At 38.4% G+C, this 24389-nt stretch carries 25 protein-coding genes; 16 read left to right on the top strand and 9 right to left on the bottom strand.

Annotated features, from left to right (window positions below):
• Nucleotides 1-201: 201 nt before the first annotated feature.
• Entirely contained in the window at nucleotides 202-858 is a 657-nt protein-coding gene (locus ASG01_RS14045; RefSeq protein WP_055864942.1) for a ComF family protein, read from the bottom strand.
• A 121-nt stretch (nucleotides 859-979) separates the two neighbouring features.
• Here ASG01_RS14045 and ASG01_RS14040 point away from each other — a divergent pair, with 121 nt between their 5' ends.
• From ASG01_RS14040 to ASG01_RS13995, 10 genes are all read left to right on the top strand, one after another.
• Entirely contained in the window at nucleotides 980-1423 is a 444-nt protein-coding gene (locus ASG01_RS14040; RefSeq protein WP_055864939.1) for a 6-pyruvoyl trahydropterin synthase family protein, read from the top strand.
• An 18-nt stretch (nucleotides 1424-1441) separates the two neighbouring features.
• Complete coding sequence (locus ASG01_RS14035; protein WP_055864936.1) at nucleotides 1442-2209, top strand: UDP-2,3-diacylglucosamine diphosphatase; 768 nt, start codon at nucleotides 1442-1444, stop codon at nucleotides 2207-2209.
• 33 nt (nucleotides 2210-2242) lie between these two features.
• Nucleotides 2243-3229 carry an acyltransferase gene (locus tag ASG01_RS14030; RefSeq protein ID WP_055864933.1) on the top strand — a complete coding sequence of 329 codons (987 nt, stop codon included), beginning with the start codon at nucleotides 2243-2245 and terminating at the stop codon, nucleotides 3227-3229.
• A gap of 15 nt (nucleotides 3230-3244) precedes the next feature.
• Nucleotides 3245-3793 (top strand): hypothetical protein, encoded by a 549-nt coding sequence (locus tag ASG01_RS14025; RefSeq protein WP_055864930.1) that lies wholly within the window; start codon nucleotides 3245-3247, stop codon nucleotides 3791-3793.
• A 12-nt stretch (nucleotides 3794-3805) separates the two neighbouring features.
• The gene (locus ASG01_RS14020) at nucleotides 3806-4423 is read left to right on the top strand and encodes a DUF5715 family protein (protein ID WP_055864927.1); all 618 of its coding nucleotides are present in this window, start codon (nucleotides 3806-3808) and stop codon (nucleotides 4421-4423) included.
• Nucleotides 4424-4504: 81 nt separating this feature from the next.
• Nucleotides 4505-6436 (top strand): ABC-F family ATP-binding cassette domain-containing protein, encoded by a 1932-nt coding sequence (locus ASG01_RS14015; protein ID WP_055864924.1) that lies wholly within the window; start codon nucleotides 4505-4507, stop codon nucleotides 6434-6436.
• A 102-nt stretch (nucleotides 6437-6538) separates the two neighbouring features.
• Nucleotides 6539-6895, top strand: coding sequence for a hypothetical protein (locus tag ASG01_RS14010; protein WP_055864920.1), 357 nt, complete (start codon nucleotides 6539-6541; stop codon nucleotides 6893-6895).
• 216 nt (nucleotides 6896-7111) lie between these two features.
• On the top strand, nucleotides 7112-9478 hold the full coding sequence (locus tag ASG01_RS14005; RefSeq protein ID WP_082498383.1) for a TonB-dependent receptor: 2367 nt from the start codon (nucleotides 7112-7114) through the stop codon (nucleotides 9476-9478).
• Between the two features lie 36 nt (nucleotides 9479-9514).
• Nucleotides 9515-10084, top strand: a complete 570-nt coding sequence (locus ASG01_RS14000) for a hypothetical protein (protein ID WP_055864914.1) — start codon at nucleotides 9515-9517, stop codon at nucleotides 10082-10084.
• A gap of 128 nt (nucleotides 10085-10212) precedes the next feature.
• A complete protein-coding gene (locus ASG01_RS13995) occupies nucleotides 10213-11547 on the top strand; it encodes a trigger factor (RefSeq protein ID WP_055864911.1) in 1335 nt (444 codons plus the stop codon).
• A 64-nt stretch (nucleotides 11548-11611) separates the two neighbouring features.
• Here the strand turns inward: ASG01_RS13995 and ASG01_RS13990 are convergent, their stop codons facing one another.
• Nucleotides 11612-12184 (bottom strand): DUF6705 family protein, encoded by a 573-nt coding sequence (locus ASG01_RS13990; protein ID WP_055864908.1) that lies wholly within the window; start codon nucleotides 12182-12184, stop codon nucleotides 11612-11614.
• 483 nt (nucleotides 12185-12667) lie between these two features.
• On the opposite strand from ASG01_RS13990, the gene ASG01_RS13985 reads away from it, so the two are divergent.
• Nucleotides 12668-13351 carry a hypothetical protein gene (locus tag ASG01_RS13985; RefSeq protein ID WP_055864905.1) on the top strand — a complete coding sequence of 228 codons (684 nt, stop codon included), beginning with the start codon at nucleotides 12668-12670 and terminating at the stop codon, nucleotides 13349-13351.
• A 136-nt stretch (nucleotides 13352-13487) separates the two neighbouring features.
• Here the strand turns inward: ASG01_RS13985 and ASG01_RS13980 are convergent, their stop codons facing one another.
• Together ASG01_RS13980 and ASG01_RS13975 are read right to left on the bottom strand one after the other, a co-directional pair.
• Nucleotides 13488-14072, bottom strand: coding sequence for a DUF3109 family protein (locus tag ASG01_RS13980; protein WP_055864901.1), 585 nt, complete (start codon nucleotides 14070-14072; stop codon nucleotides 13488-13490).
• 5 nt (nucleotides 14073-14077) lie between these two features.
• Entirely contained in the window at nucleotides 14078-14989 is a 912-nt protein-coding gene (locus tag ASG01_RS13975) for a DUF6427 family protein (protein ID WP_055864898.1), read from the bottom strand.
• A 42-nt stretch (nucleotides 14990-15031) separates the two neighbouring features.
• Here ASG01_RS13975 and ASG01_RS13970 point away from each other — a divergent pair, with 42 nt between their 5' ends.
• Entirely contained in the window at nucleotides 15032-15265 is a 234-nt protein-coding gene (locus ASG01_RS13970; RefSeq protein WP_055864894.1) for a hypothetical protein, read from the top strand.
• Nucleotides 15266-15333: 68 nt separating this feature from the next.
• On the opposite strand, the gene ASG01_RS13965 is transcribed toward ASG01_RS13970, so the two are convergent.
• The 5 genes from ASG01_RS13965 to ASG01_RS13945 form a co-directional block, all read right to left on the bottom strand.
• The gene (locus ASG01_RS13965; RefSeq protein WP_055864892.1) at nucleotides 15334-15771 is read right to left on the bottom strand and encodes a universal stress protein; all 438 of its coding nucleotides are present in this window, start codon (nucleotides 15769-15771) and stop codon (nucleotides 15334-15336) included.
• 42 nt (nucleotides 15772-15813) lie between these two features.
• Nucleotides 15814-16419, bottom strand: coding sequence for a fumarylacetoacetate hydrolase family protein (locus tag ASG01_RS13960; RefSeq protein ID WP_055864888.1), 606 nt, complete (start codon nucleotides 16417-16419; stop codon nucleotides 15814-15816).
• 132 nt (nucleotides 16420-16551) lie between these two features.
• A complete protein-coding gene (locus ASG01_RS13955; protein WP_055864886.1) occupies nucleotides 16552-16953 on the bottom strand; it encodes a putative signal transducing protein in 402 nt (133 codons plus the stop codon).
• A gap of 3 nt (nucleotides 16954-16956) precedes the next feature.
• Complete coding sequence (locus ASG01_RS13950) at nucleotides 16957-17721, bottom strand: 3'-5' exonuclease (protein ID WP_055864883.1); 765 nt, start codon at nucleotides 17719-17721, stop codon at nucleotides 16957-16959.
• A 52-nt stretch (nucleotides 17722-17773) separates the two neighbouring features.
• Complete coding sequence (locus tag ASG01_RS13945) at nucleotides 17774-18517, bottom strand: CDP-alcohol phosphatidyltransferase family protein (RefSeq protein ID WP_055864880.1); 744 nt, start codon at nucleotides 18515-18517, stop codon at nucleotides 17774-17776.
• Between the two features lie 166 nt (nucleotides 18518-18683).
• Between ASG01_RS13945 and ASG01_RS13940 the strand changes: the two genes are divergently transcribed.
• The 4 genes from ASG01_RS13940 (at nucleotide 18684) to ASG01_RS13925 (ending at nucleotide 24372) form a co-directional block, all read left to right on the top strand.
• Complete coding sequence (locus ASG01_RS13940; protein ID WP_055864877.1) at nucleotides 18684-20612, top strand: LTA synthase family protein; 1929 nt, start codon at nucleotides 18684-18686, stop codon at nucleotides 20610-20612.
• 149 nt (nucleotides 20613-20761) lie between these two features.
• Nucleotides 20762-21178 carry a DUF2147 domain-containing protein gene (locus tag ASG01_RS13935; RefSeq protein ID WP_055864874.1) on the top strand — a complete coding sequence of 139 codons (417 nt, stop codon included), beginning with the start codon at nucleotides 20762-20764 and terminating at the stop codon, nucleotides 21176-21178.
• 110 nt (nucleotides 21179-21288) lie between these two features.
• Nucleotides 21289-22269 carry a pyruvate dehydrogenase complex E1 component subunit beta gene (locus tag ASG01_RS13930; RefSeq protein WP_055864871.1) on the top strand — a complete coding sequence of 327 codons (981 nt, stop codon included), beginning with the start codon at nucleotides 21289-21291 and terminating at the stop codon, nucleotides 22267-22269.
• 111 nt (nucleotides 22270-22380) lie between these two features.
• A complete protein-coding gene (locus tag ASG01_RS13925; protein WP_055864868.1) occupies nucleotides 22381-24372 on the top strand; it encodes a KUP/HAK/KT family potassium transporter in 1992 nt (663 codons plus the stop codon).
• Nucleotides 24373-24389 lie beyond the last annotated feature (17 nt).

Below are 24389 nucleotides of genomic sequence, written 5' to 3'. Positions count from 1 at the left end.
CCAGCGCCAATGGTACTGCGAAAGCGGGAGAGTAGGTCGCCGCCAGTCTTTTTTTATTCCAATAACTCCTTCATCAAAAAATGAAGGAGTTTTTTTGTGACATGTAGTTAAGAAAATGCATATATTTTCTAAAGATATATTTTGACATTAATTTAATCCGAATCTGCGTATTTTAATCCGTTTAGATATGAATAGTTAATCCTACTCATCCATAGCGATAACCAAAATACTTACTGTATTTTCACCCTTTTTTATAATTTCCCATGCAATTGATGATACAGTATTTCCTGTTGTAAATACATCATCAATCAGTAAAATGTGTTTATTGTTTAAACTTCTCTGAACGGAAAAGCTGTTTTCAGAATCTAAACGGTGCTGTTTGTCTTTTAAGGCTTGGGCTTTCGAATGCGTATTTCGTTTAAGATAATCGTGATCGCAGGGTATATTAAAAACCTTAGATAAAGTATCTGCAAACAAATGTAACTGATTATAACCGCGTTCTCTTAATTTTTTAGGATGAAGCGGGACTGTTACAATGAGGTCAGGTTTATTTTCATTATTAAAACAAATTCTTTCTGCCGTCCATTCAGCTAAAATCTTCCCGACGATTTCCCGGTTTTTGTACTTTAAAGTATGAATTATTTTTCTGCTTAAATTTTCCTTTTCAAACTGCATCAGAGCAAATGCATTTTTTACTGGGAAAAGTAATTGGCATTTCTCTTTAAAATAGTGGTCTTCGTCAAAATCGTAATGCGTGAAATGTACATGCTCAAAACAAAGGTTGCATATAATTTCGCGCGCATTAATAATCCTGCTGCAGTGAAGGCACCGATTGGGTAAAATCAAATCTAAAATCATCGTTTTGCTTTTAGACTAAGTTAATTAATTTTTACAGTACAATCTACTTTAGATATAACTTAGGGCTGCTTTCGTGACGTCAAAATACAAACTTCAAATCAGATTTGCCTATCTTTGCGGTATGATTAGGATAACAAAAATATTTACTTTCGAGACTGCGCACGTTCTGTACAATTACGACGGGAAATGCAAAAATATGCACGGTCATTCGTACAAACTTTTTGTTACGGTGAAGGGGAAACCGGTGAATGATCTTGAAAATCCGAAAAACGGAATGGTCTTAGATTTTGGTGATATAAAAGATATTGTAAAAGAAGAAATTGTAGATGTTTGGGATCATTCAGTGCTCATCAACGGACTTTCACCACATAAAGAGCTTGGTGAAGATCTTGAGAATAAAGGTCATAAAGTGATTTACTGCACATTTCAGCCAACATGTGAAAATATGTTATATGCGATTGCTGCAAAAATAAAATCTAAACTTTCTTCAGATATTTCGTTAGCTTACCTAAAACTTCACGAAACAGAAAACTCGTACGGAGAATGGTTTGCTGAAGATAATTAACATAAAACGAACTGAATTTTGCTTAAAACCACAATCAATCTTCAATCCGGTAAGAAAGTTTATTTCGCATCAGATCAGCATTTCGGCGCGCCAAACCCGAAGGAGAGCAAAGTACGGGAAGAGAAATTTATCCGCTGGCTTTCTGAAATTAAAAACGATGCGCAGATCCTTTTTCTGATGGGCGATCTTTTTGATTTTTGGCATGAATGGAAGCATGTGATTCCTAAAGGATATGTACGCGTTTTAGGGAAAATTGCAGAACTTAAAGACAGCGGCATTCAAGTATATTTCTTCGTGGGAAATCACGATCTTTGGATGAAAGATTATCTGGAAGAAGAGATCGGGTGCACGGTTTTTTATAAAAAACAGTATTTTGAAATTGCCGGAAGAGAATTTTTGCTGGCTCACGGCGACGGTCTAGGGCCAGGCGATAAAGGCTACAAGAGGATGAAAAAAGTTTTTACAAATCCTATTGCGCAGTGGGCTTTCCGATGGCTGCACCCGGATATTGCAATGAAATTTGCACTTTATCTTTCACAGAAAAACAAAATGATTTCCGGCGATGAAGACAAATCTTTTTTAGGTGAAGACAAAGAATTTTTGATTCTTTATTCCAAAAAAAAGTTACAGACCGAGAAAATTGATTATTTCATTTACGGTCACCGCCATTTGCCAATGGTTTTAGATCTTGAAGGCCAAGCAAAATACATCAATCTAGGCGATTGGATTTCGTACTTCACGTACGGCGTTTTTGATGGTGAATTTGATCTAAAAATCTTCGAATAATATAATTTAAAATAAATACAGAATATTTCTCCGTTGAAAAATATTTTTGACATACAAACCCGAGAAGATTTTGAAGCAGCAGCTCTCGAAACTTTTTTTTATCAGTACAGGCATACGAAAGTTTACCAAAAATTCGTTGATTATCTGAAGATTTCGCCTGCAGAAATGACTTTTGAGAAAATCCCTTTTTTGCCGATTGAGATGTTTAAAAACCACAAGATTTTAAACGATTTGGCGAATTCAGATCTGTATTTTCAAAGCTCAGGAACAACGCAGATGAATCTGTCTAAACATCATATCGCCGACGAAAATCTTTATCGTGAAAGCATTTACAAAAGTTTTTCTCAGTTTATCGGAAAACCGGAAGATTTCATTTTTTTAGGTTTACTTCCGAGTTATTTAGAAAAACAACATTCGTCTTTAATTTATATGGTTGATTTTCTGATGCAAAAATCAGGGAAAGAAGAAAACGGATATTTTCTTTATAATCATCAGGAACTGTTTGATTTGCTTCAAACGATAAACAATAAAAAAGTAATTCTTTTCGGAGTTTCTTTTGCGTTGCTCGATTTTCTGGATTTCTGTAAGGAAAATAATTTAGAAATAAAAAAAAGCGAAAACCTGATCATCATCGAAACTGGCGGCATGAAAGGCCGGAAAGAGGAAATGACGAAAGACGAATTGCTTAAAATTTTGAAAAAAGGCTTTTCCAGCGAAAAAATATATTCGGAATATTCTATGACAGAACTGTTGTCTCAGGCGTATTCTTTAGGTGAAAATATTTACGAATGTCCGCTGTGGATGAAAGTCTTGGTGAGAAATGCTGAAGATCCTTTTAGCTATGAAAAAGCAGGAAGAACAGGCGCAGTAAACATAATTGATTTGGCAAACCGGCATACGTGCTCGTTTATCGCAACGCAGGATTTGGGAAAAATTTTACCCGATAATGAAAATAAATTTCAGGTTTTAGGAAGAATAGATCACTCAGATATTCGCGGCTGCAGTCTTTTGGTCAGTTAAAAAAATGGAAGAATTATGAAGTTGAAAATTGAAGAACTTATGCATGCGTACATTCATTCACACTGCAATTTTGAGAGAGAAGTGATTCTCACGAATCATTTTCATTCTGACTGGGAAGCTGATATTTTAATCATTAATAACGACGGTCACAGCCACGAAATCGAGATAAAATTTTCTAAAAGCGATTTTAAAAATGATTTCAAAAAAGCATATTATAACTCGAGAACAGGCGAAAAATTTCTGAAACACGACAAAATCTGCTGTGGCGATTACGTCTGCAACAGTTTCAGTTTTCTATTGCCAATGGGTATGATCGAGCATTCGGCGATCCCGGAGCATTGCGGAATTATCGAATTTTATCACAATGCAGATACATGGGAAACCGAGTTTTTTATCATTAGAGAGCCGAAAAAAGTACATGAAGATTCTTACTGGAAGCTTAATGACAAAGATCTTTTTATCCGCAAAATGGCGCTCGGACTTCTTTACCGAAAAATGGAACTTAAAGGCCGGCACGAAGAACTGATTTTTAAAAATCCGTTTGAAATGAAGAAAGTCAAATAAATCATTTTCACCATGACAAAACTGCTGATTTTTTTCTCCGTTCTTTTTTGCTCAGTAATTTCTGGGCAGAAAAAAAAGCAGGTTTTGCCTTGTTATGATTTGAGTGAAGTGTTAAAAGTAGAGCCGACAGCACTCTACAAACCGCATTTAATCGCATCAAAAAGTTTTGGTATAAAACTTTTAAGTGACACAAAAACTGCCGAGAAATATTTGAACAGCGGAAAATTCATCAGAATTCCAAAAAAAGGAAAAGGTTACCGTGTGCAGAATCTTGATTACAGCCGCGCTTTTCTTGTAACAAAAGCAAAAAATTCTCTGGAAAAAATTGGTGCAAGATTCAGTAAAGAAACCGGAGGAAATACTTTTACCGTTTCTTCGGTGACGCGTACGCTCGAAGATCAGTGCAGACTACGCAAAGTAAATTCTAATGCGTCGCTTGGCATCAGTTCGCATAATTATGGCAATTCTTTCGATATTTCGTATGTGAGATTTAATAATAAACTGCAGCGAAATGCTAAGCTGGAAGCGGCTTTGGAGAAGGTTTTAATCTATTATCAGAATGCGGGTAGAATTTTTTTTATCAAAGAAAAATATCAGAGTTGCTTTCATATAACGGTGCGTAATTATTAGCCTTCAACATCTGCAAATTTTCCGTAATTTTGCACCCGGAAAATATCCGCACGCAGTATTCATCATTAATTATTCATCAAGATGCTTTCGGTACAAGGTTTAGGTTTACATCATTCAGGAAACTATCTGTTTCAAAACGTTAATTTCACCATAAAAAAAGACGATAAAATCGGGCTTGTCGGTAAAAACGGAGCCGGGAAATCGACTTTGCTGAAAATGCTTTCCGGGGAAATCACATTTTATGAAGGAATTGTGGTGCCGGAAGGAAATATTACCATCGGTTTTCTGAAGCAGGATCTTGATTTTGTAAAAGGAAGAACGGTTTGGGCCGAAACAATGCAGGCTTTTGAGCAGATTAATGCGTGGAAAGATGAGCTGGAAGAAGTGAATCACCAGATGACGGTTCGCACCGACTACGAAAGCGATTCTTACACCGATCTCATTAACCGGATGACGGAACTGAACGATCTTCTGATGCATCATGATGCGTATAATCTGGAAGGTGATATCGAAAAAGTTTTGTTTGGTCTTGGTTTTAAAGCAGATGATTTCCAAAAAATCACCGACGAATTTTCCGGAGGTTGGAGAATGAGGATTGAACTTGCAAAACTGCTTCTTCAGAAAAATGATCTGATGCTTCTCGATGAGCCAACTAACCACTTGGATATGGAATCGATTATCTGGCTTGAAAACTTTTTGAAAGATTATCCTGGAGGAATTCTTCTGGTAAGTCACGATAAGCAGTTTATGACGGCAGTTTGCAACCGTACTTTTGATGTGAATAACCGTAAAGTTGACGATTATAAAGCAAATTATACTAAATACTTAATCATGCGCGAAGATCGCCGCGAGAAACTGGTTCAGGCAAAAAAGAATCAGGATTCGGAGATCAAGCAGATGGAAGATAACATCAATAAATTCCGTGCAAGTGCTACAAAAGCTTCTTTTGCGCAGTCTCTGATCAAAAAATTAGATAAAATCGAGCGTATTGAAGTGGATAATGAAGATGTTTCAAAATTCAACATCCGTTTCGTGCAGTCGCAGGTTCCGGGAAAAGTTATTTTTGAAGCAGAAAATTTAGGTAAAGCATACGGTAAAAAGCAGATTTTTGATAAAGTAGATTTCATTGTACAGCGTGGCGACCGCATTGCACTTTTAGGTCAGAACGGACAGGGGAAAACGACGCTTGCAAAAATTTTGGCGGGCGATATTCAGGATTATTCAGGAACATGGAATCTTGGTCACAATGTGAATATCGGATATTTTGCACAGAATCAGGAAGAAGTTTTAACGCCAAATAAAACCGTTCTTGAGGAGGCCGAAGATTCAGCAACCGAAGAAACGCGTCCTCGCGTGCGGGATCTTTTGGGATCTTTCCTTTTTCAGGGTGAAGCCGTAAATAAGAAAACAAAAGTGCTTTCCGGAGGTGAAAGAAACCGTCTGGCGCTTTGTAAACTTCTTTTGCGACCTTTCAATACACTGATTATGGATGAGCCGACGAATCACCTTGATATTCAGTCGAAAGAAATTATCAAACTGGCGCTTCAGAAATTCGAAGGAACGCTGATCGTCATCTCGCACGACAGAGAATTTCTTCAGGGGCTTTGCGATAAAATCTACGAATTCCGTGATGGCAGCATGAAGGAATTTTTGGGCGATATCAACGAGTATCTTGAGTACAGACAGAAAGAATCGATTCGCGAGATTTCTGCAGAGAAAGCTAAACTTCACAGCGAAGAGCCTAAAGTTGAAATAAAAAAAGCGGAAGAAAAACCGATAACCGACAATCATCAACCGTCAATTATTGTCAGCAAAGAGCAGAAAAATATTCAGAATAAAATAAAAAAAGTAGAAGAGAGAATCTCAGAACTTGAAGCAGATATTGAGAAATACGAAGCTTCTTTTACGGCAGAAAATCCTTCTGAAAAAACTTTGGAAACTTATAACAAAACCAAAGAAGATCTCGATTTAGCGCTACAGGAATGGGAACATTTGGGCACACAGCTGGTTTGAAATAAATTCAGGCTGTAACATTTTCGGTTTTTCGGCAACTTATCGACAGATGTTGCGAAAGGTTTTTGTACATAGCTCAGATAATTTTTATAATTTTGATGCATGATTTTACGTGAAAGCAGAAATCTCAGAAGTTTTATTTCCAGGCTGATGTTTGGGATTTACTTCTTTGCACTTTTCTTTTCGAGCTTTCACAGCCACGAATCTCCACGAATTTTTGCTGATTCAAACTTTAAAAAGCAGGAAAAAAGCATTCAGAAATCCGATTTAAACGAAAAATCCGGCGACTGTCTTGCCTGCCATTTTCTTGCAACGGGAAACACTTTACTTCCCGATGATTTTACTTTTATCACGCTAAACCATACTTCCGAAACGCTGCAGAGTTTTGCCGTACAGGATAAAATATGGTCTCAGACGAAATTTAATTTTCAGCTACGCGGTCCGCCCGTACATTCTTAGCATTCTATTTTCCCCGAAAACCGGGTTGATTTGTTTTGGATTTATTCATCTGAAATGAATTCAGCACACGCGTATTATTCCGGGAACAAACCATTTTTTTAACAAAGACTTTTAAAATCTTAGATTTTCCTTGCTTTTCCGGTTGAAACAGCAGGAAAAACTTTCACGGATTTTAAAGTTTCTTATTCTTATTTTACAATGAAATTGATGTACAGTATGATGCTGATCCTCGCAGGATTGGTGTTTACAAATGCACAGAAAACCTTTCTGGTGAAAGGAAGTGTGCGGGATTTTCACGACAAAACCATGCTTGAAAATGCCACCGTTCAGCTCGGAAATCTCTCCGTAAAAACTGACAAAAACGGGAGATTTTCTTTGGGTGAAGTCCAGGCCGGCACCTATCAGCTGATTGCAAAACATCCCGAATGCAGCGATTACACCGAAACTTTAGTGGTAAATCAGAATCTCGATCTGCTGATTACTCTGGAGCATCACATCGGCGATATCGAAACAGTAACCGTGCACGGAAGTCATAAAAAGAACGGTTCGCTGGTTATAAAAACTTTGGAGAAAAGCGATATCGAACGCAATTCGACAGAAAATCTGGGCAATCTTTTGTCTAAAATTTCCGGCGTTACAGTTTTAAAAACAGGAAACAATATTTCAAAACCTGTTATTCACGGATTGTATGGAAGCCGAATTGCCATTTTAAACAATGGAGTGCGGCTTGCCGAGCAGGAATGGGGCGTAGAGCATGCACCGAATGTTGATATTAATAATTTTCAGCATATCGATGTCATTAAAGGAGCTTCGGCATTGAAATACGGAAGCGACGCGATTGGCGGCGTGGTCGTGATGGAACCTGAGATTTTTCCTAAAAAAGATACTGTAAAAGGCTCAGTCGGTTTGAGCGGAATTTCAAATGGCCGTGGAATGGCGCTGGATGCCGATGTCGCCAAAATCTGGAAAAATGGCTGGGCGGTAAAATCGGGTGGAAGTATACGTAAACTGGGTGATCAAAGCGCTCCGGATTATAATCTGAAAAATACAGGAGCCGATTTTTCGTCTTTCAATTTTACGTTGCAGAATAACAGTTATGAGAAAGGTATTTCTTTCGACTATTATCTCACCAATCAGAATATCGGGATTTTGCGTGATTCTCATGTCTCAAATTCCAATGATTATTTCAGAGCGATCAATGCAAATCCGCCGGTGTATTCGGGGAATTTCAGTTATGAGATTGATAACCCACGACAGGTTGTAGAGCATCATATTGCCAAAGTTTCGGCTTTTAAAAGGTTTGAAAACATAGGAAAACTTTCGGCAACATACAGTTATCAATACAATCACCGTCAGGAATACGACATCCGCCGTGGCGAACTGAAAGATACGCCGTCGCTTGATCTTGAACTGATGACGCATCAGCTGAATGTAAATGATTTGCTGGAAAGAGAAAAATGGTCGCTGGAAACCGGAATCGATGCGGGTTTTCAAAATAATTATTCAGATCCTGCAACCAAAGCTCGACGTCTGATCCCGAATTATGATAAATATGCTGCAGGCGCTTATTCTGTTTTTAAATATAAAATCTCGCCAACATTCAATTTTGAGGCTGGTGCGAGATACGATTTTACGCGCTACGATGTGAGCAAATGGTATGACAGCAACGACTGGGACAAGCTATACGCAGATAAGTATCCCGAGTTTTATGTTAAAACAGATCAAAACCGCGTTTTCACAAGACCGCAGCTCAATTATAATAATGTGTCATTCAACGCTGGCTTGGAATATAAACCGAGTGCGATGTTTGATCTAAAATTTAATTATGCAAAAGTCGGCCGCGCACCGAATGTTGCGGAGCTTTTTTCTGACGGATTGCATCACTCCGCTGGTATTATTGAAACGGGAGATCTGAGTTTGAAGAACGAGCAGGGACATCAGTTTAATTTGAATATCGATTCAAAATTTGATGTTTTGTCGGGGTTAAATATTTCAGTAAATCCTTATTTCTTTATCACCAACAATTTCATCAATCAGGTTCCGGTGGGAATAAAAGGGACAATTCGCGGCGTATTTCCAGAATGGGCGTATCAGCAGATTGATGCGAGAATGTACGGTGCCGATGTGGATATTAATCTTAAACTCAATGAAAATTTTACCTATTCCGGTAGAGGAAGTTATGTGTATGGGCAGGATCTTACGCATGATGAGCCTTTGATTCTCATGATGCCACCGAATTTTACGAATGCCATTCAGTTTAAAAATGAAAGCTGGAATCAGTTTTATATCTCTTTGGAAAATCACACATCAATAAGACAGTCGCGTTTCCCGATAAGAAATCTTCCGCTTGAAGTGTTTGAAAACGGCGAAGTCGTAGAAAAAACCATCGACCTGAGCACGCCGCCGAATACCTATTCGCTCTGGAACGTTCAGGCAGGAATTAATCTTACCAAAAACTTCACAGCCGGGCTTACAGTAAATAACGTTTTCGATACGTCGTACCGCGAATATCTCAACAGGCTGCGCTATTTCGCAGACGAAGCGGGCCGCAATTTTATTTTAAATATCAGATACAGATTTTAACACAATTCAATTAAACAACAATTAAAATTTTATACAATGAAAAATTTAATCAACACAAAAAAGATCATCAGTTTATTAGCCGTTTTACTCATCACAGTTACGGTAATCTCATGTCAGCGCGACGGAAGTGCAGACGAAGACGATTTGCCACAGGAAGAATTGACCAATATTACATTATTGGTAAAAGATGACGCGACCGGTCTTACGCAAACCTACGATTACAGCATCGGCGCTGGCGGAATTCCTACAATACCTTTAACGAACGGAAAAACGTATACGGTAGATGTAAAATTCAAAAACGGAAGTGAAGACGCTACACAGGAAATTATTGACGCTAAAAACGAGCATTTCCTGATTTTTGATTTCCCGAAATCGAATATTACAGTAACGAGAATCGACGGAAATGACCTTCGCAGCGACGGAAAAAGAGTTGGTTTGAAAACCAAATGGCAGGTTAACCAAGCGGTAACAGGCACAGCACCGTTTTTGAAATTAACACTGATACACGCACCACAGTCGGTGAATGATTCACAGGCAGGAACAGCTTGGGGAAGTGTAACCGGCGGCGAAACCGATGCTGAAGGAACGTACAATCTCACAAACTAAAACAGACAGAGTTTCAGGATAAAGGCATCACATGGTGATGTCTTTTTATTTTGAAGCAATATCGCCGCGATCGTTGAGAGATTCTGATAAAAAAAACCTATTTTTGCAACCTAAAATTTTAATCGATAATGAAGGTTACCGCAAAAAACCATGATGATGTAAGTGCATTGCTTACAGTAACATTGGAGAAATCTGACTACAAAGAAAAAGTAGAAAAGCAATTGATTAATTATGCTAAGAATGCACAGGTTCCTGGTTTCAGAAAAGGAAAAGTGCCTTTGAGTATGGTTAGAAAACAATACGAAGCCGGCATCGCATTCGACGAGATCAATAAGCAGGTTTCTGATGCTTTAAACAACTATATCAACGAAAATAAAATGAGACTGGTAGGCCAGCCGGTACCGATGCCTGTGAATGATTTCAATCACAACGCAGAATCGCTGGAGGTGGCTTTCGAAGTAGGTTTCGAGCCGGAATTCTCTATCGATCTTGCTAAATATGAGGCGCCACACTACAAAGTGGAAGCTTCTGATAAAGAAATCAGCAAAAGCATCGAAAATATGCAGAAGCGTTTCGCAGAGCAGCAGCCACAGGATGAGATCAACGACGATTCTTACATCGTTTTAGAAATTTCTCAGGTAGTGGAAGAAGGCACGGAAGGCGAGCATAATCATCAGCCGAAAACCGTAACGGTTTCTGCCGAAAACAAAGAAGCATTCAACCTTGTAAAAGGTCTTAAGATGGATGAATCTCTTAAAGTTTCTAAGGAGCAGTTGGCGTCTGACGAAACTTTGGCGAAAGAATTAGGTTTCTCTAAGGAAGAAGCTGAGCACCTTCACCACGCGCAAGTGGAAGTGAAAGTGAAAGATTTCTACAGCCTGAAACTTGCTGAGCTTAATGACGAGCTTTTCACAAAAGTATATGGCGAAGGAACCGTAAAATCTGAAGAAGAACTTAGAGCAAAAGTAAAATCTGAGCTTGACGAATATTTCCAGCAGAATGCCGATGTACATTTTGTAAACAAGATTCTTGAGCAGGTGACAGAGAAGGAAGAGGTGAAACTTCCGGAAGCATTTCTGGTAAAATGGTTACTGTTCTCAAACCAGAATGTACAGTCTGAAGAGCAGGCAAAAGAAATTCTTGAGTCTGAAAAAGCACAGTTGAAATACCAGATCATGGAAGGAAAACTGATGAACGACAACGACATCAAGCTTGATTATGCAGACATTCTTGCTCAGGCAGAGCAGTTGGTGAGAAACCAGTTGGCGATCTACGGCATCCACCATTTGGGTGACGAAGAGATTCAGAAATATGCAGTAGAAATGTTGAAAGATCAGGAGCAGGTACGACAGATTTCTTCAGAAGTTGCAATGGCAAAACTGAAAGACATCATCCTCGAAAAAGCGACGAAAAAAGAAACTTCAATCTCTCACGACGAGTTTTTGGAAGAAATTAAAAAATAACTTTTTCTTTTTGAATATACTGAAACCCACTTTTGAAGTGGGTTTTTTTCGTTTTGTTTATTTGTTATTGTTTTGTAAAAATTAAATTTTCGGTTTGTGGCAAATAAACCGTAAGATCTGGATTTCCGGGACAATCATGTTCTGTAAGGATGGTGCAGTCTGCTCCATAAGTCCACGAAATCTGTTTGGCATTGATTTTTTTCAAAATAATTTTCCCCCAGCCAACACCGCAGTTAGTACCTTCATAATACAAAATAACTTGTCCCAGTTTAGGTTTGGTGCCAATACTATGTATATTGTTATTTTCAACATCAAGGCTACGTGTATCCTGCAAAACCTTTCCCGCAGAACTTTTCACAATAAATCTAAGAACCAACACATCTTCAAAAAAACTTTTTTTCAATAGTTTTCGAAATTTTCTGTCTTCTTTAGTGATATATAAGGTTGTTTCCTGTCCGTTGTAAACTGATTTATATTTACCGATATACGGATTAAGTTCGCCATCTAAGTCTTTATAGTAGGTATTGTTCGGAAACTTATCAGAATCAGCGTTTAGTGGCTGAATTTCTTGTGCTTTGCAACAAAAAGAAAAAATAAGTATTATATATAAATAAATTTTTGTGTTTAAATTTTTCATAATTGTGTAATTATTTTAAAACAACCTAAATAATAGTATAAAGGTCTAAATTAATACTTTAACCACGATCAGTCTTATTCTTTTTTAAATAAAAAAGTTTAAGCATGATTCTTTGTACTAAAAAAGTTATCGGAAATCTCAAACAGTTTGTTTGAGATAACACAGAATTCCATTTGATTACAAACAGGGTTGTTTGCGATAAAACAAAAATGCCGGAGAGCCCAAACAGATTGTTTGAGATAAAAAAGAATTCCGTTTGATCCCAAACAGGGTTGTTTGTTATCAAACGGAAAATCGGGAACCGTTGTTTTAAGTATGGATAACTGATGGATTTTAAACTACATCTTCACGCGTATTTTAAGCTAAAATATTATTCCCGGGAAAGAAGTTTTAATACAAAACAGAAACAGCTTTTTTCTTTTGTAAAGAAAAAGCGTTTGGGCATTAATTCTTATCTTTACCGCAGTTAAATAAATTTTGAACATGAAAAAAATCATCTCATCAATAGCTCTCGCAGCGGTTCTTTCCGGAACTGTAGCAGCACAGACGGCCACAGTAAAAGCGGCAACGGAAAGCAAAGTTTCTTCTATGACGCCGTCGCAGGTTCTCGACAAATATTTTAATGCACTTGGCGGTAAAGCTAAAATGGAAGCTGTAAAATCGGTGACCATCGAAAACGTAATCAGCGCGCAGGGCATGGAAATCAACTCAGTGACGAAGAAAATGGGCAACAAATTCAAGTCGACACAATCGGTAATGGGTCAGGAAATGGTTCAGGTTTTCGACGGTGAAAAAGGCTACATGAATCAGATGGGTACCAAAACCGAATTTCCGGCAACACAGGCAGCAGAAATGAAAAAAGGTTTGACGATGGATGCTTTGGCTTACACACCGGCTACTTTCAAAACGGTAACAGAAGAGCAGATCGACGGTAAAAACTACAATGTTCTGACTTCGGATAAAGGTAAATTTTACTTTGATGCCACTACAGGTTTGCTTTATAAAGTGAGTACTCCGCAAGGTGATGCAGTTACAAAGAGTTATATCACGGTAGACGGTTTGAAGTTTCCTGAAGTGATGGAAGCTGAAGGCGGCGGACAGCAAGTAACGATCAAAACTACAAAAGTAACTTTGAACAGCGGCGTAACTGCTGAAGATTTTAAATAAATTTTTGTTACATAAAGCAACAGCCGCAGAGAATATCTGCGGCTGTTTTTATTTTATGATGATTAAAGATTAAAGATTTAACATTAAAATATAACTCATCACTCATAATTCATCATTTATAATTAACCATTAACCCTTAATTCCCGTATTCCTTCTTCCATTCATCCGCTACGCCACTTAGCGTTTCATAAAACTCTTCACCGTACTTTCTAATGAGCGGAGTTTTTAAGAATTTGTAAATCGGCACCTGAAGCTCTTTTCCGAGTGTGCAGGCGTCGCTGCAGATAGGCCACTCGTGATAGTTTAAAGCGGTAAAAGATGAATATTCGGTTACACGAATTGGATAGAGATGACATGAGATTGGCTTTTGCCAGTCGATAGCGCCGTCTTCATAGGCTTTCTCGATACCGCATTTGGTGATGCCGCGCTCGTCGAAAGTCACGTATGCGCATTCTGCATTTTCAATCATCGGCGTCACATACATTCCGTCGGTAGGATCGGTCGTCCATGTTCCCTGTTCTTCCAGCGCTTTGATGCCGTCTTGTGTGAGATACGGTTTTATTTTATCAAAAATATTATCGAGAATAATGAGTTCGTCTTTATCGAGAGGTGCGCCTACATCGCCTTCTACGCAGCATGCGCCTTTGCATTTGGTAAGGTTGCAGACAAATTCTTCAGAAAATATATCTTCAGAGATTAATTTATCGTCTATCTGAATCATAATAATTAAAAGTTTAAAAAAGTGAAATAAGCGCCGGCTTTAAAGGTGATCAGTCCGCCGATCATTACCCAAAGGCTGACTTCCTGCATCCAGTATTTTGGCATAAAACGAAGCATTCTGCTCAGAATTATGGTTGCCGGAAAAGCGAGCAGCAGAAGATACTGGTAATTCATATTCATATATAAAACCACCGTGATGATCTGTGCAAAGAGAAAAACGAGCAAAAAAGTAAACTTGTAACGGCTCACCGGACTTTTCTGATTATAGTGCCTGAAGTGATCGTAAATTGAATAAATCAGCATCAAAGCGATCGGAATTAATGGATATAATCTGGTATAATCGGTCATCAGAAACATTTTTCCGAAAGGAAGATACGCGTCATTCCAGTCATTAAACGAGAAAAAATACATGACCGAAAAATAACTCAGCGCAATTAAGGTGAAGCCTAAAATCAGCCTGAAAATATTCAGCATAATGCGTTCTGAAGTGACGATTAAATGAATCAATACAAAGAAAATCATCGGCCAGGTTGTCGGCAGAAAAACGAAATTTAAAGCTAAAATGGCACCTACCAAAACATACGATTTCTTCCGGATATCTTCATCGGTACTTGTGAGTAAAAGCAGGAGAAAAGAGTTGGTGAGAAGCGCGACGGCAATGCCGATATCCAGTTTCCCGTTGTACAGTCCGAAAATAAAAAAACTGTAGAGAAAAAGCGGAAGATGCGTCTGATAATTAAGCGCGATCGCATGAAAGCAAAAATATCCCAGTGCAATGCCGAGAAATGTAATTATGGCAACAATCGCTTCATACGTATTGAAATTCAGGATATTAAAAATGATAACTACAAACAGAAGAACACCAATATAGACCGGAACCGAAAAAATATTGCTTTCTTTTGAAAGTAATCTAAACATTTTTTATAAATTTGTACAAAGTTAATTTAAAAAAGGAAAATAATGACGTCTTTCTTTCTCTTCTTAAGCAAAGTTTTCAAGTGGTCTTTCGGGTTTTTCGAAACTTTCGGAAACGTGCTGAACTGGCTTCTGTTCTTCACTTGTTGTGTACTTTTCATCTATTGGTGCTACGTTTTGGTGGCAAAACTTGGTGGGGACAAAGACAAAGAATATTATTCTCCTACTGAAGGAAAAAATCCTTATTACGATCCTGAGATCTACAAAAAAGAAGGTTAATTAATTGGTTATATAATAAAAATACCGTTCAAAAATATTGAACGGTATTTTTTATTTCAGATAATCTGCTAATCGTGAATCGGTAAAACAAGCACCGGGATTTTAGAACTTTTTGTAATTCCTTTCGTAAGACTTCCCACGAAAACATCGTAAATTCCGCTGCGGCCATGCGATCCCATTACGATAAAATCTGCGTTTTTACTTTCTGCATATTCTAAAATAAGATCTTTAGCAATTCCCTGTTTCAGAATATGTTCGCATTCGATCTGATGAGCGAGAATTTTCTGATTAACGCGGTTAAGCATTACCAGCTCTTCGCGAATCTCATTTTCTTCCACTTCCGGAAAATACTGGTAACCCATATCACCAATTGCGAAACCGATGTCGGTCGGCGCCACATGAATCACGCAAATTTTTCCGTTTATCTGCTTGGCAAACTGTATCGCACCGTCTACAAGCTGATCAGATTTATCGCCGAAATCTACCGGCAGTACAATATTTATCATATTTTAGTATTTTAAATGGTACTTAAAGATAGAGAAAAAATTTTACATGATTCTGATGTCAAAAACTTTCCTGTCTTCCAGGTAAGCTTCCAAAACATCATTCTCAGAAACTTTTCCTACGCCTTCCGGTGTTCCCGTAAAGATAAGGTCTCCCGTTCTCAGCGTAAAATACTGCGACACAAAAGCGATGATATTGTCCACAGAAAATATCATATCAGAAGTATTTCCGTGTTGTACTTTCGTCTTATTTTTCATCAGCGAAAACTGAAGGTTGCTCAGATCATATTCTTCTTTTTTAAAGAAATCTCCAATCACGGCCGAGCCGTCAAAACCTTTCGCAAGTTCCCAGGGTAAACCTTTAGATTTCAGTTCGCTCTGCAGATCGCGGGCAGTAAAATCAATTCCGAGACCTATTTCGTCATAATGTTTATGCGCCGCGTCTTTCTGAATGTATTTTCCGCCTTTCGAGATTTTCACCACAACTTCCAGCTCATAATGCACATCGTCAGAAAATTCAGGAATATAAAAATCATTTCCTTTCAAAACTGCTGTGTCGGGTTTCATAAAAATCACCGGTTTTTCCGGGATCGCATTTCCCAGTTCCTTCGCGTGCTCGCTGTAATTTCGGCCTATGCAGATTATTTTCATACTTTATTTTTGAAATAAATACTCGTTTTAAACGGTCTTTTTTATTTTTTTAGAAGCTATTTCCCGCTTTCCGCTGTATCTTTTGCTCCGCTTCGCTCCGCAAAAGGATGCCGCTTCAATCGGGGCTAGAATTTACTCGTGCGTGAATTCGTTTTCGCAGTAATAGCAGATATATTTTTCACTTGAGATCAGAGAAATCCCGAAAAAACTCGTCGCCCGGTCATCTTTGTAGATATGATTTGAGCCACATTCCGGACAGACAAAATCAAATTCTGGGTTTTCGATGGTGTGTTCTACTTCCAGAGCAAATTTTTCGTTTTCCTGATAATCTGTCAGAATTTCGCCGGCTTTCACCAAATCTTCTTCAAAAACCTGCAACTGAATTCCTCCCACAGCCTGCGACAGCAACCAGTCTGACTGGATCAGCTGCTCATTGGCAATGAAACTGTTAATGCCATTTTCTGCCAGAATCTGTTTGTCGCGGTTTGCTTCCAGTGCGGTTTCGTAAAATCTAAATTTGGTAAGACTGCTCATGTTTTAAAATTTACTCGAGATCTGTATTTTGGTGAAGATTTTCTTCGTGTAAAGCGGGAAATCGGCGTTCTGCAGCCAGGCAAAATAACCGAGATCTTTCTTAAAAATCTCTTTCACGCTTTGTCCTTTATACTTCCCGAATGCAAAAACCTCCTCATTTTTGTCATTGTAATGAATCATTCCTGCAAGATCGGCAAATCGGTTCTGCATAGAATATTCGCTGAGCGCCGAAATTTCTTTAGGTAAATCTTCATAACGCCCGATTTGCGCATCCAAAACTTCAAAAGTCGCCATCACATCAGCTTCGGCAGAATGCGCATTTTCAAGATTTTTATTACAGTAAAACTGGTAGGCAGCGCCGAGATTTCGCGGTTCTTTTTTAAAAAAGATGGTCTGTGCATCGACAAGTTTTATTTTACTAAGGTCGAAGTCGAAGCCGGCACGCAGCAATTCCTCTGCAAGAAGCGGCACATCAAAACGGTTCGAATTAAATCCGCCAAGATCTGCTCCGGCAATCATTTCGATAATTTTTGGAGCAATCTGTCTGAAAGTCGGTGCGTCTTTTACATCTTCATCAAAAATCCCGTGAATAGCGCTGCATTCTTTCGGGATGGCAACTTCCGGATTTACCTTCCACGTTTTGCTTTCGCGCGACGCATCAGGATTGACTTTTAAGATGCAGATTTCCACGATGCGGTCTTTTCCGATGTTGGTTCCTGTGGTTTCAAGATCGAAAATGCAAAGAGGTTTGTATAATTTTAAGTTCATTTTTTAATTTGAAGATTTGAGAATGTATTAATTTGAAAATGGAATTTTGATGCTATTTCAATTGCTTTTGAAAAATCAACGAAATAAAAATATAGTAGAGAATAACCAGAGGAATTCCAACAGTTTTGAATATTAATAAGATTAAGATTGCTCCGACAAGTAAAGCCAATTTCGGATAATTATCTTTCAATTTCATCGACTTAAATTTCATTGCGATCATTTTGATTGGTGAAACCAAAAGCCATGAGGAAATAATTGTTAAAACAAGCCAAACTTCAGCACCCAAATTCAAATTTATATTAAGCGATCCAAATTGATTTTCAGAGTTTGATAAGCTCAAAGTTTGAATGAAGTTGTAAATTCCAAAAATCAAAATAGTGTTGCTCGGCGTGTTTAAACCTTTAAAATAGTATTTCTGGTCTTCGTCCAGATTAAATATCGCGAGACGCAGACACGAAAAAAGCGTAATCAGAAATCCGAAATATTTTAATTCAAAAGGTAGCTCAATTCCTAATAATTTATTTCCAAAAGGTTCCAGCATTTTAAACATCGCCAGTCCCGGAATAACGCCAAAACTCACCATGTCTGCCAAAGAATCGAGCTGTGTTCCAAGATTTGAATTGGCTTTCAGTGCACGCGCTACAAAACCGTCGAAAAAATCTAAAACCAAAGACAAAATAATACAAATCGCCGTAACGCCATAATCGCCGTTCAGCAGATGAACCGCGCCCACACAACCGGAAAAAAGATTGCCCAGCGTGAGTGCGTTGGCCAGATTGTTTTTAAAGAAATTCATACCTGCGAAATTACTGTTTTTAAAAATTTTAACCTTATTTAATATGAACTAAAAATAAAGCAGCTGTGAATTTAGCGTAAATTTGTTCCCCAAAACAGTCAGAAAATGTTACGATTAAAAAACGCAGTTTTTGTACTTAAATGTTTGATTTAAAATATCTTTTTACATGAAATTTTTCAGAGAATTTCGCAAACAGGAAGTTTTTGTCTTGTGCTACCGCATATTTCTGGCATTCGTATTTTATCAGTTTGCCCGTTTGCTTTTTTGGTTTTTCAACAAAAATCTCATCAGAGTAGATGGCGTTTCAGAATATTTCGGCCTGGCTTTTCACGGGATTGCCTTCGATCTTACCGCGATTTTATATGTTAACTCGCTGTTTATTTTGCTCAGTCTTTTGCCTGTGGTAATTAATACAAAGCCTATTTATCAAAAGATTTTATTCTGGATTTATTTCGTGACAAACGGTATTGCTTATGCGATGAATTTTGGCGATTTTATTTATTACCGTTTTTCGCAGACGAAACTTACGTCGGCGGCTTTTCAGGTGGCGCAGCATGAAACCAATATTTTTAAAGTCTTCGCGACATCTGTTACAGAACATCCATTCGTGATTTTTTGGTTTGTTACGCTCATGATTTTCTGGATTTTCCTTTATAAAAGATTTAAAATTCAGTTTAAAAAACCGAACAAGCTCGTTCCATATTTTGCCTGGTCGGCTGTCGTGATCTGCCTTTCGACGGTTTTAATTGTTGGTGGAATCCGTGGAGATTTCAAACACAGCACGCGACCGATTAATCTTGTAGATGCTAATAAATTTACCAGAACGCCGGTTCAGGGAAATCTGGTTCTGAACAGCACGTTTTCATTTTTCCGGACTTTAGGAACGAATCATTTCCGTGAAGTGCATTTGGTGGATCAGAAATTCATCGATGAAAATATCGACACCTATAAATTGTATCCGCGTGAAGTTTCGCCAAAACCAAACATCGTGATTTTTATTGTGGAATCTTTCGGACGCGAATATTCCGGAGCTTTTACTAAAGACAGGAACATCAAAAATTATGTTTCGTACACACCTTTCGTAGACAGTCTCGCAGAGCAAAGTCTGATTTTCCCTAATGCTTTTGCCAATGGCAGGCAGTCGATTCACGGCATGAGCAGTATTCTGGCGGGAATTCCTACACTGGCAGATGCGTTTACGAGTTCGCCATATTCTAACCAGAAAATTCAGTCGATCGTTTCTGTATGCAACGATCTTGGCTACGATACTTCTTTTTATCACGGTGCGCCAAACGGCTCAATGGGTTTTCAGGGTTTTGGAAATATTTTGGGTTTTAAACATTATTTCGGGAAAGACGAATATCACAACGATAAAGATTTCGACGGGATGTGGGCAATTTGGGATGAACCTTTTCTGCAGTATTTCGCAAAAAATACGGGCAAAGCGCAACCTTTTATGACGACGGTTTTTACAGCTTCGTCGCATCATCCGTTTAAAATTCCTGAAAAGTACGACGGGAAATTTAAAAAAGGCCCGCTAGAAATGCACGAGCCGATGCAATACACTGATTACGCCATTAAAAAATATTTTGAAACCGCGAAAAAGCAGCCTTGGTTTCAAAACACAATTTTTGTGATCACCGGAGATCATACAAACCAAATTTTTTACCCGGAATATGAGAAGGCGATGAACCGTTTTGCCGTTCCGCTGCTGTTTTATTCGCCAAACCCAGCCTACAAACTGAAAGGAGTGGATAATGAATTTGCACAGCAGATAGATATTTATCCGACTTTGGCAGATTTAATCGGTTACAATAAAAAAATAAGAAGCTGGGGACGAAGTCTGATCAGTGAAAACCGTTATCCTGCGATGATTATCAATTCTGACAGTGCCTCTGAGCAGTTTATCATAGGAAACTATATTTACCGCTTCAACGGAGAAAATGTGACCGAGATTTATGATAAAAATGATTTAGGTTTTGAGAAAAATTTAATTAATACCGTTAAAAATCCGGAAACAGAGCGTGGGAAAATCTTGTCGAAAGCCTGGTATCAGGATTATATGTATCGCGTAATCAACAGGAAGCTGTATTGATCTTTTTTCTGTTTAATTTCGAAACTTGGTATATGTATTGTTCTGTATGCTGCGGATAATAAAATTTATTTGCCTGTTTAAATATATTTTCTATTTTTAACTATCGATAAGATAATTTATCAAACTTAAAATTAAAAGAAATAAACGATATGAAAAAATTATTTGCAACTCTCTTCCTTTGCTTGCTAAGCACGTTTTCTTACGCCCAAATCGAGGGTAAATGGAAGACCATTGACGACGAAACCGGGAAGCCAAAGTCGATTGTAGAGATTTACAAAAAATCTGACGGCAAGTATTACGGAAAAGTAAATCAGCTGCTCATTAAACCGGAATCTCCAACCTGCGTGAAGTGTAAAGATGACCGAAAAAACAAACCAATCTTAGGACTTGAAATCATCCGCGGACTTTCTAAAGACGGGAACGAATTTTCTGGAGGAACTATCGTAAACCCAAAAGACGGTAAAACCTACAAAACCGAACTGGTACGTGAAGGTAACAAGCTTAAAGTGAAAGCCATCGTAATGGGAATTGCCATGAAAACGCAAACCTGGCTGAAAGTAGACTAAATTTTATTCAGATAAAATATCAATGGCATCTCGGCAATGAGGTGCCATTTTTTTTGTGGCTATAAATGTAAAAATCATTACTTTTGTACTTTAAAATTTTTCGAATACATATGGCAGAATATACTTTTCGTGAAGTAATTGCGCAGGCAATGAGCGAAGAAATGCGTAAGGACGAATCGATCTTTCTAATGGGAGAAGAAGTGGCAGACTACAACGGAGCGTATAAAGCTTCTAAGGGAATGCTGGATGAGTTTGGGGCAAAAAGAGTAATCGATACACCGATCGCTGAGCTTGGTTTTTCCGGGATTGCTGTGGGTGCCGCGATGAATGGCAACAGACCGATTGTAGAGTATATGACTTTTAATTTTGCGCTTGTCGGGATCGATCAGATCATTAATAATGCTGCAAAAATCCGTCAGATGAGCGGTGGACAGTGGAATTGCCCAATCGTTTTCCGTGGGCCGACTGCTTCTGCAGGCCAGTTGGGAGCAACGCATTCTCAGGCTTTTGAAAACTGGTATGCAAACATTCCTGGATTGAAAGTCGTTGTTCCTTCAAATCCTTATGACGCGAAAGGTTTGCTTAAAACGGCAATTCAGGATAATGACCCGATCATTTTCATGGAATCTGAGCAGATGTATGGCGACAAAATGGAAATTCCGGAAGAAGAATATTACATCCCAATCGGGAAAGCAGATATTAAGAGAGAAGGAACAGATGTAACGTTGGTTTCTTTCGGTAAAATCATGAAACTTGCTTTGCAGGCTGCTGAAGATATGGCGAAAGAAGGGATTTCTGTAGAAGTAATCGATCTCCGTACGGTAAGACCTTTAGATTTTGATACAGTTTTAGCATCCGTAAAGAAAACAAACAGACTGGTTATTTTAGAAGAAGCATGGCCATTCGGTTCAGTTTCATCTGAGATTACATATATCGTACAACAAAAAGCATTTGATTATCTGGATGCTCCTATTAAAAGAATTACTACGCCAGATGCACCGGCACCTTATTCGGCTGCGCTATTTGCAGAATGGTTCCCGAAACTTGAAAAAGTGAAAGAGGAAATCAAGAAAGCAATGTATGTGAAATAATAGAGAAAAACTTCCGAAAGGAGGTTTTTTCATTTATACAATGTATCGGTTATTGCACATACCATGATAAATTTAGTATACATTTGCGCATTCAAAAATTAAAAAGCTGACATGGCAGACATTACAGGCGTGGGTCATCATATCGACCTGAAGAAACTTACTTATGTAGGCGTTCTTGTTTCTCTCGGGATTGTGTTCGGAGACATCGGTACCTCGCCGCTTTACGTAATGAAAGCGATCGTGAATGCCAGAAAAGACGGTTCCAGCATGCCTTTCGACGAATATATCGAAGGCGCACTTTCCTGTATTATCTGGACGCTTACGCTGCAAACCACAATCAAATACGTAATCATAGCACTCCGTGCCGACAACAAAGGTGAAGGCGGAATTCTTTCTCTGTATTCTCTGGTAAAAAAGCTGAAGAAAAAATGGCTCTATGTGGTGGCAATTATCGGTGCCTCAACTTTGGTTGCTGACAGTGTTATCACACCCTCGCTTACCGTAATGTCAGCGATTGAAGGTTTGAAAATCTACAATCCAGATACTCCAGTCGTGTATATCACACTGTTTATCTTATTCATCGTTTTTCTCGTGCAGCAGTTCGGCACATCATCTATCGGGAAATTATTTGGGCCGATTATGGTCACGTGGTTTTTGGCTCTTGGAGCTTTTGGATCGATTCATATTATTGATCATATTGAAATTTTCCGTGCATTTAATCCGGTATATGCATATAATCTGATTACGCATTCCCCGAGTGCAATCGTGATCATGGGTGCGGTTTTTCTGTGTACAACGGGAGCCGAAGCCTTATATTCAGATCTTGGACACTGCGGTGCAAAAAATATCAGAGTAAGCTGGATTTTCGTTAAATCAATGCTTATCTTGAATTATCTCGGTCAGGGAGCGTGGCTTTTGGATAATTATCAAAAAGTTTTTACAGGCGTTAATCCTTTCTTTGGGATTCTCCCGGAATGGGCGGTTTTACCAGGCGTAATTTTGGCAACTTTAGCGGCGATCATTGCAAGTCAGGCGGTGATTACCGGTTCATTTACAATGTTTTCAGAAGCGATGTCAATTTCATTCTGGCCAAATCAGCATATCGAATATCCTTCCGGTAATAAAGGTCAGATGTACATCCCGAAAGTAAACTGGGGACTAATGGTTCTGTGTTTTGTGGTTGTACTGTTTTTTCAGGAATCTGAAAGAATGGAAGCCGCATATGGTTTGACGATCACGATTACGATGCTCATGACGACGGTTTTACTCCTTTATTGGTTGGGAAGAAGCCGTGTGAACAAAATATTTATTATCGGTTTCGGAATCACTTATATTTTACTGGAATCTGGGTTTTTCTATGCAAATGTTCTGAAATTTATGGACGGCGGCTGGCTTACGATGGTGCTCGGCGGTTTCATTGCGGTCTGCATGTATGCATGGTATAACGGAAGATTAATTAAAGCAAGCTTTATAAATTTCGTTAAAATCGAGCGTTATGTTTCTATCATTAAAGACATGAAACTTGATGAAACAATCCCGAAATACTGTACGAATCTTGCGTACCTGAGCCGTGCCAAAAGAAATGATGAGGTTGAGTCTAAGATTATTTATTCAATTATCAAAAAGCAGCCAAAACGGGCCGATCATTATTTTATTTTGAGTATCATCAATCAAGAAGATCCTTACACATTCAAATATTCTATCGACGAAATTCTTCCGGGAACGATTTATAAAGTGAATTTCCTTTTAGGTTTTAAAGTAGACCGCAGAATAAATGATTATTTCAACATGGTTTTGAAAGATCTGATGGCCGACGGTACGATCCCGAAAGTCAGCAGTCATCCTTCGCTTCGCGCGCACAGCGTTCCGCCGGATTTGAAATATGTGATCATCGACAACACGTACATCAATGATATTCTTCTTAATGTAAAGCAGAAAATCACGCTCAACATCTACAATTTTGTGAAGTATATCGGCAGCGACGACTTCAAAGCATGGGGCGTTTCATCACACAATGTAGTCGTAGAATCTGCGCCGCTTACGGATGAAGCCGTTTCCAGCAGAAAGATTGAGCAGTCGGTTTTCATCAGACACAATTTTTAATCTAATATCTGTACAGC

This window comes from Chryseobacterium sp. Leaf180 (genome assembly GCF_001424585.1).
Classification (GTDB): domain Bacteria; phylum Bacteroidota; class Bacteroidia; order Flavobacteriales; family Weeksellaceae; genus Chryseobacterium.
This window is presented reverse-complemented; position numbering and strand designations above follow the sequence as displayed.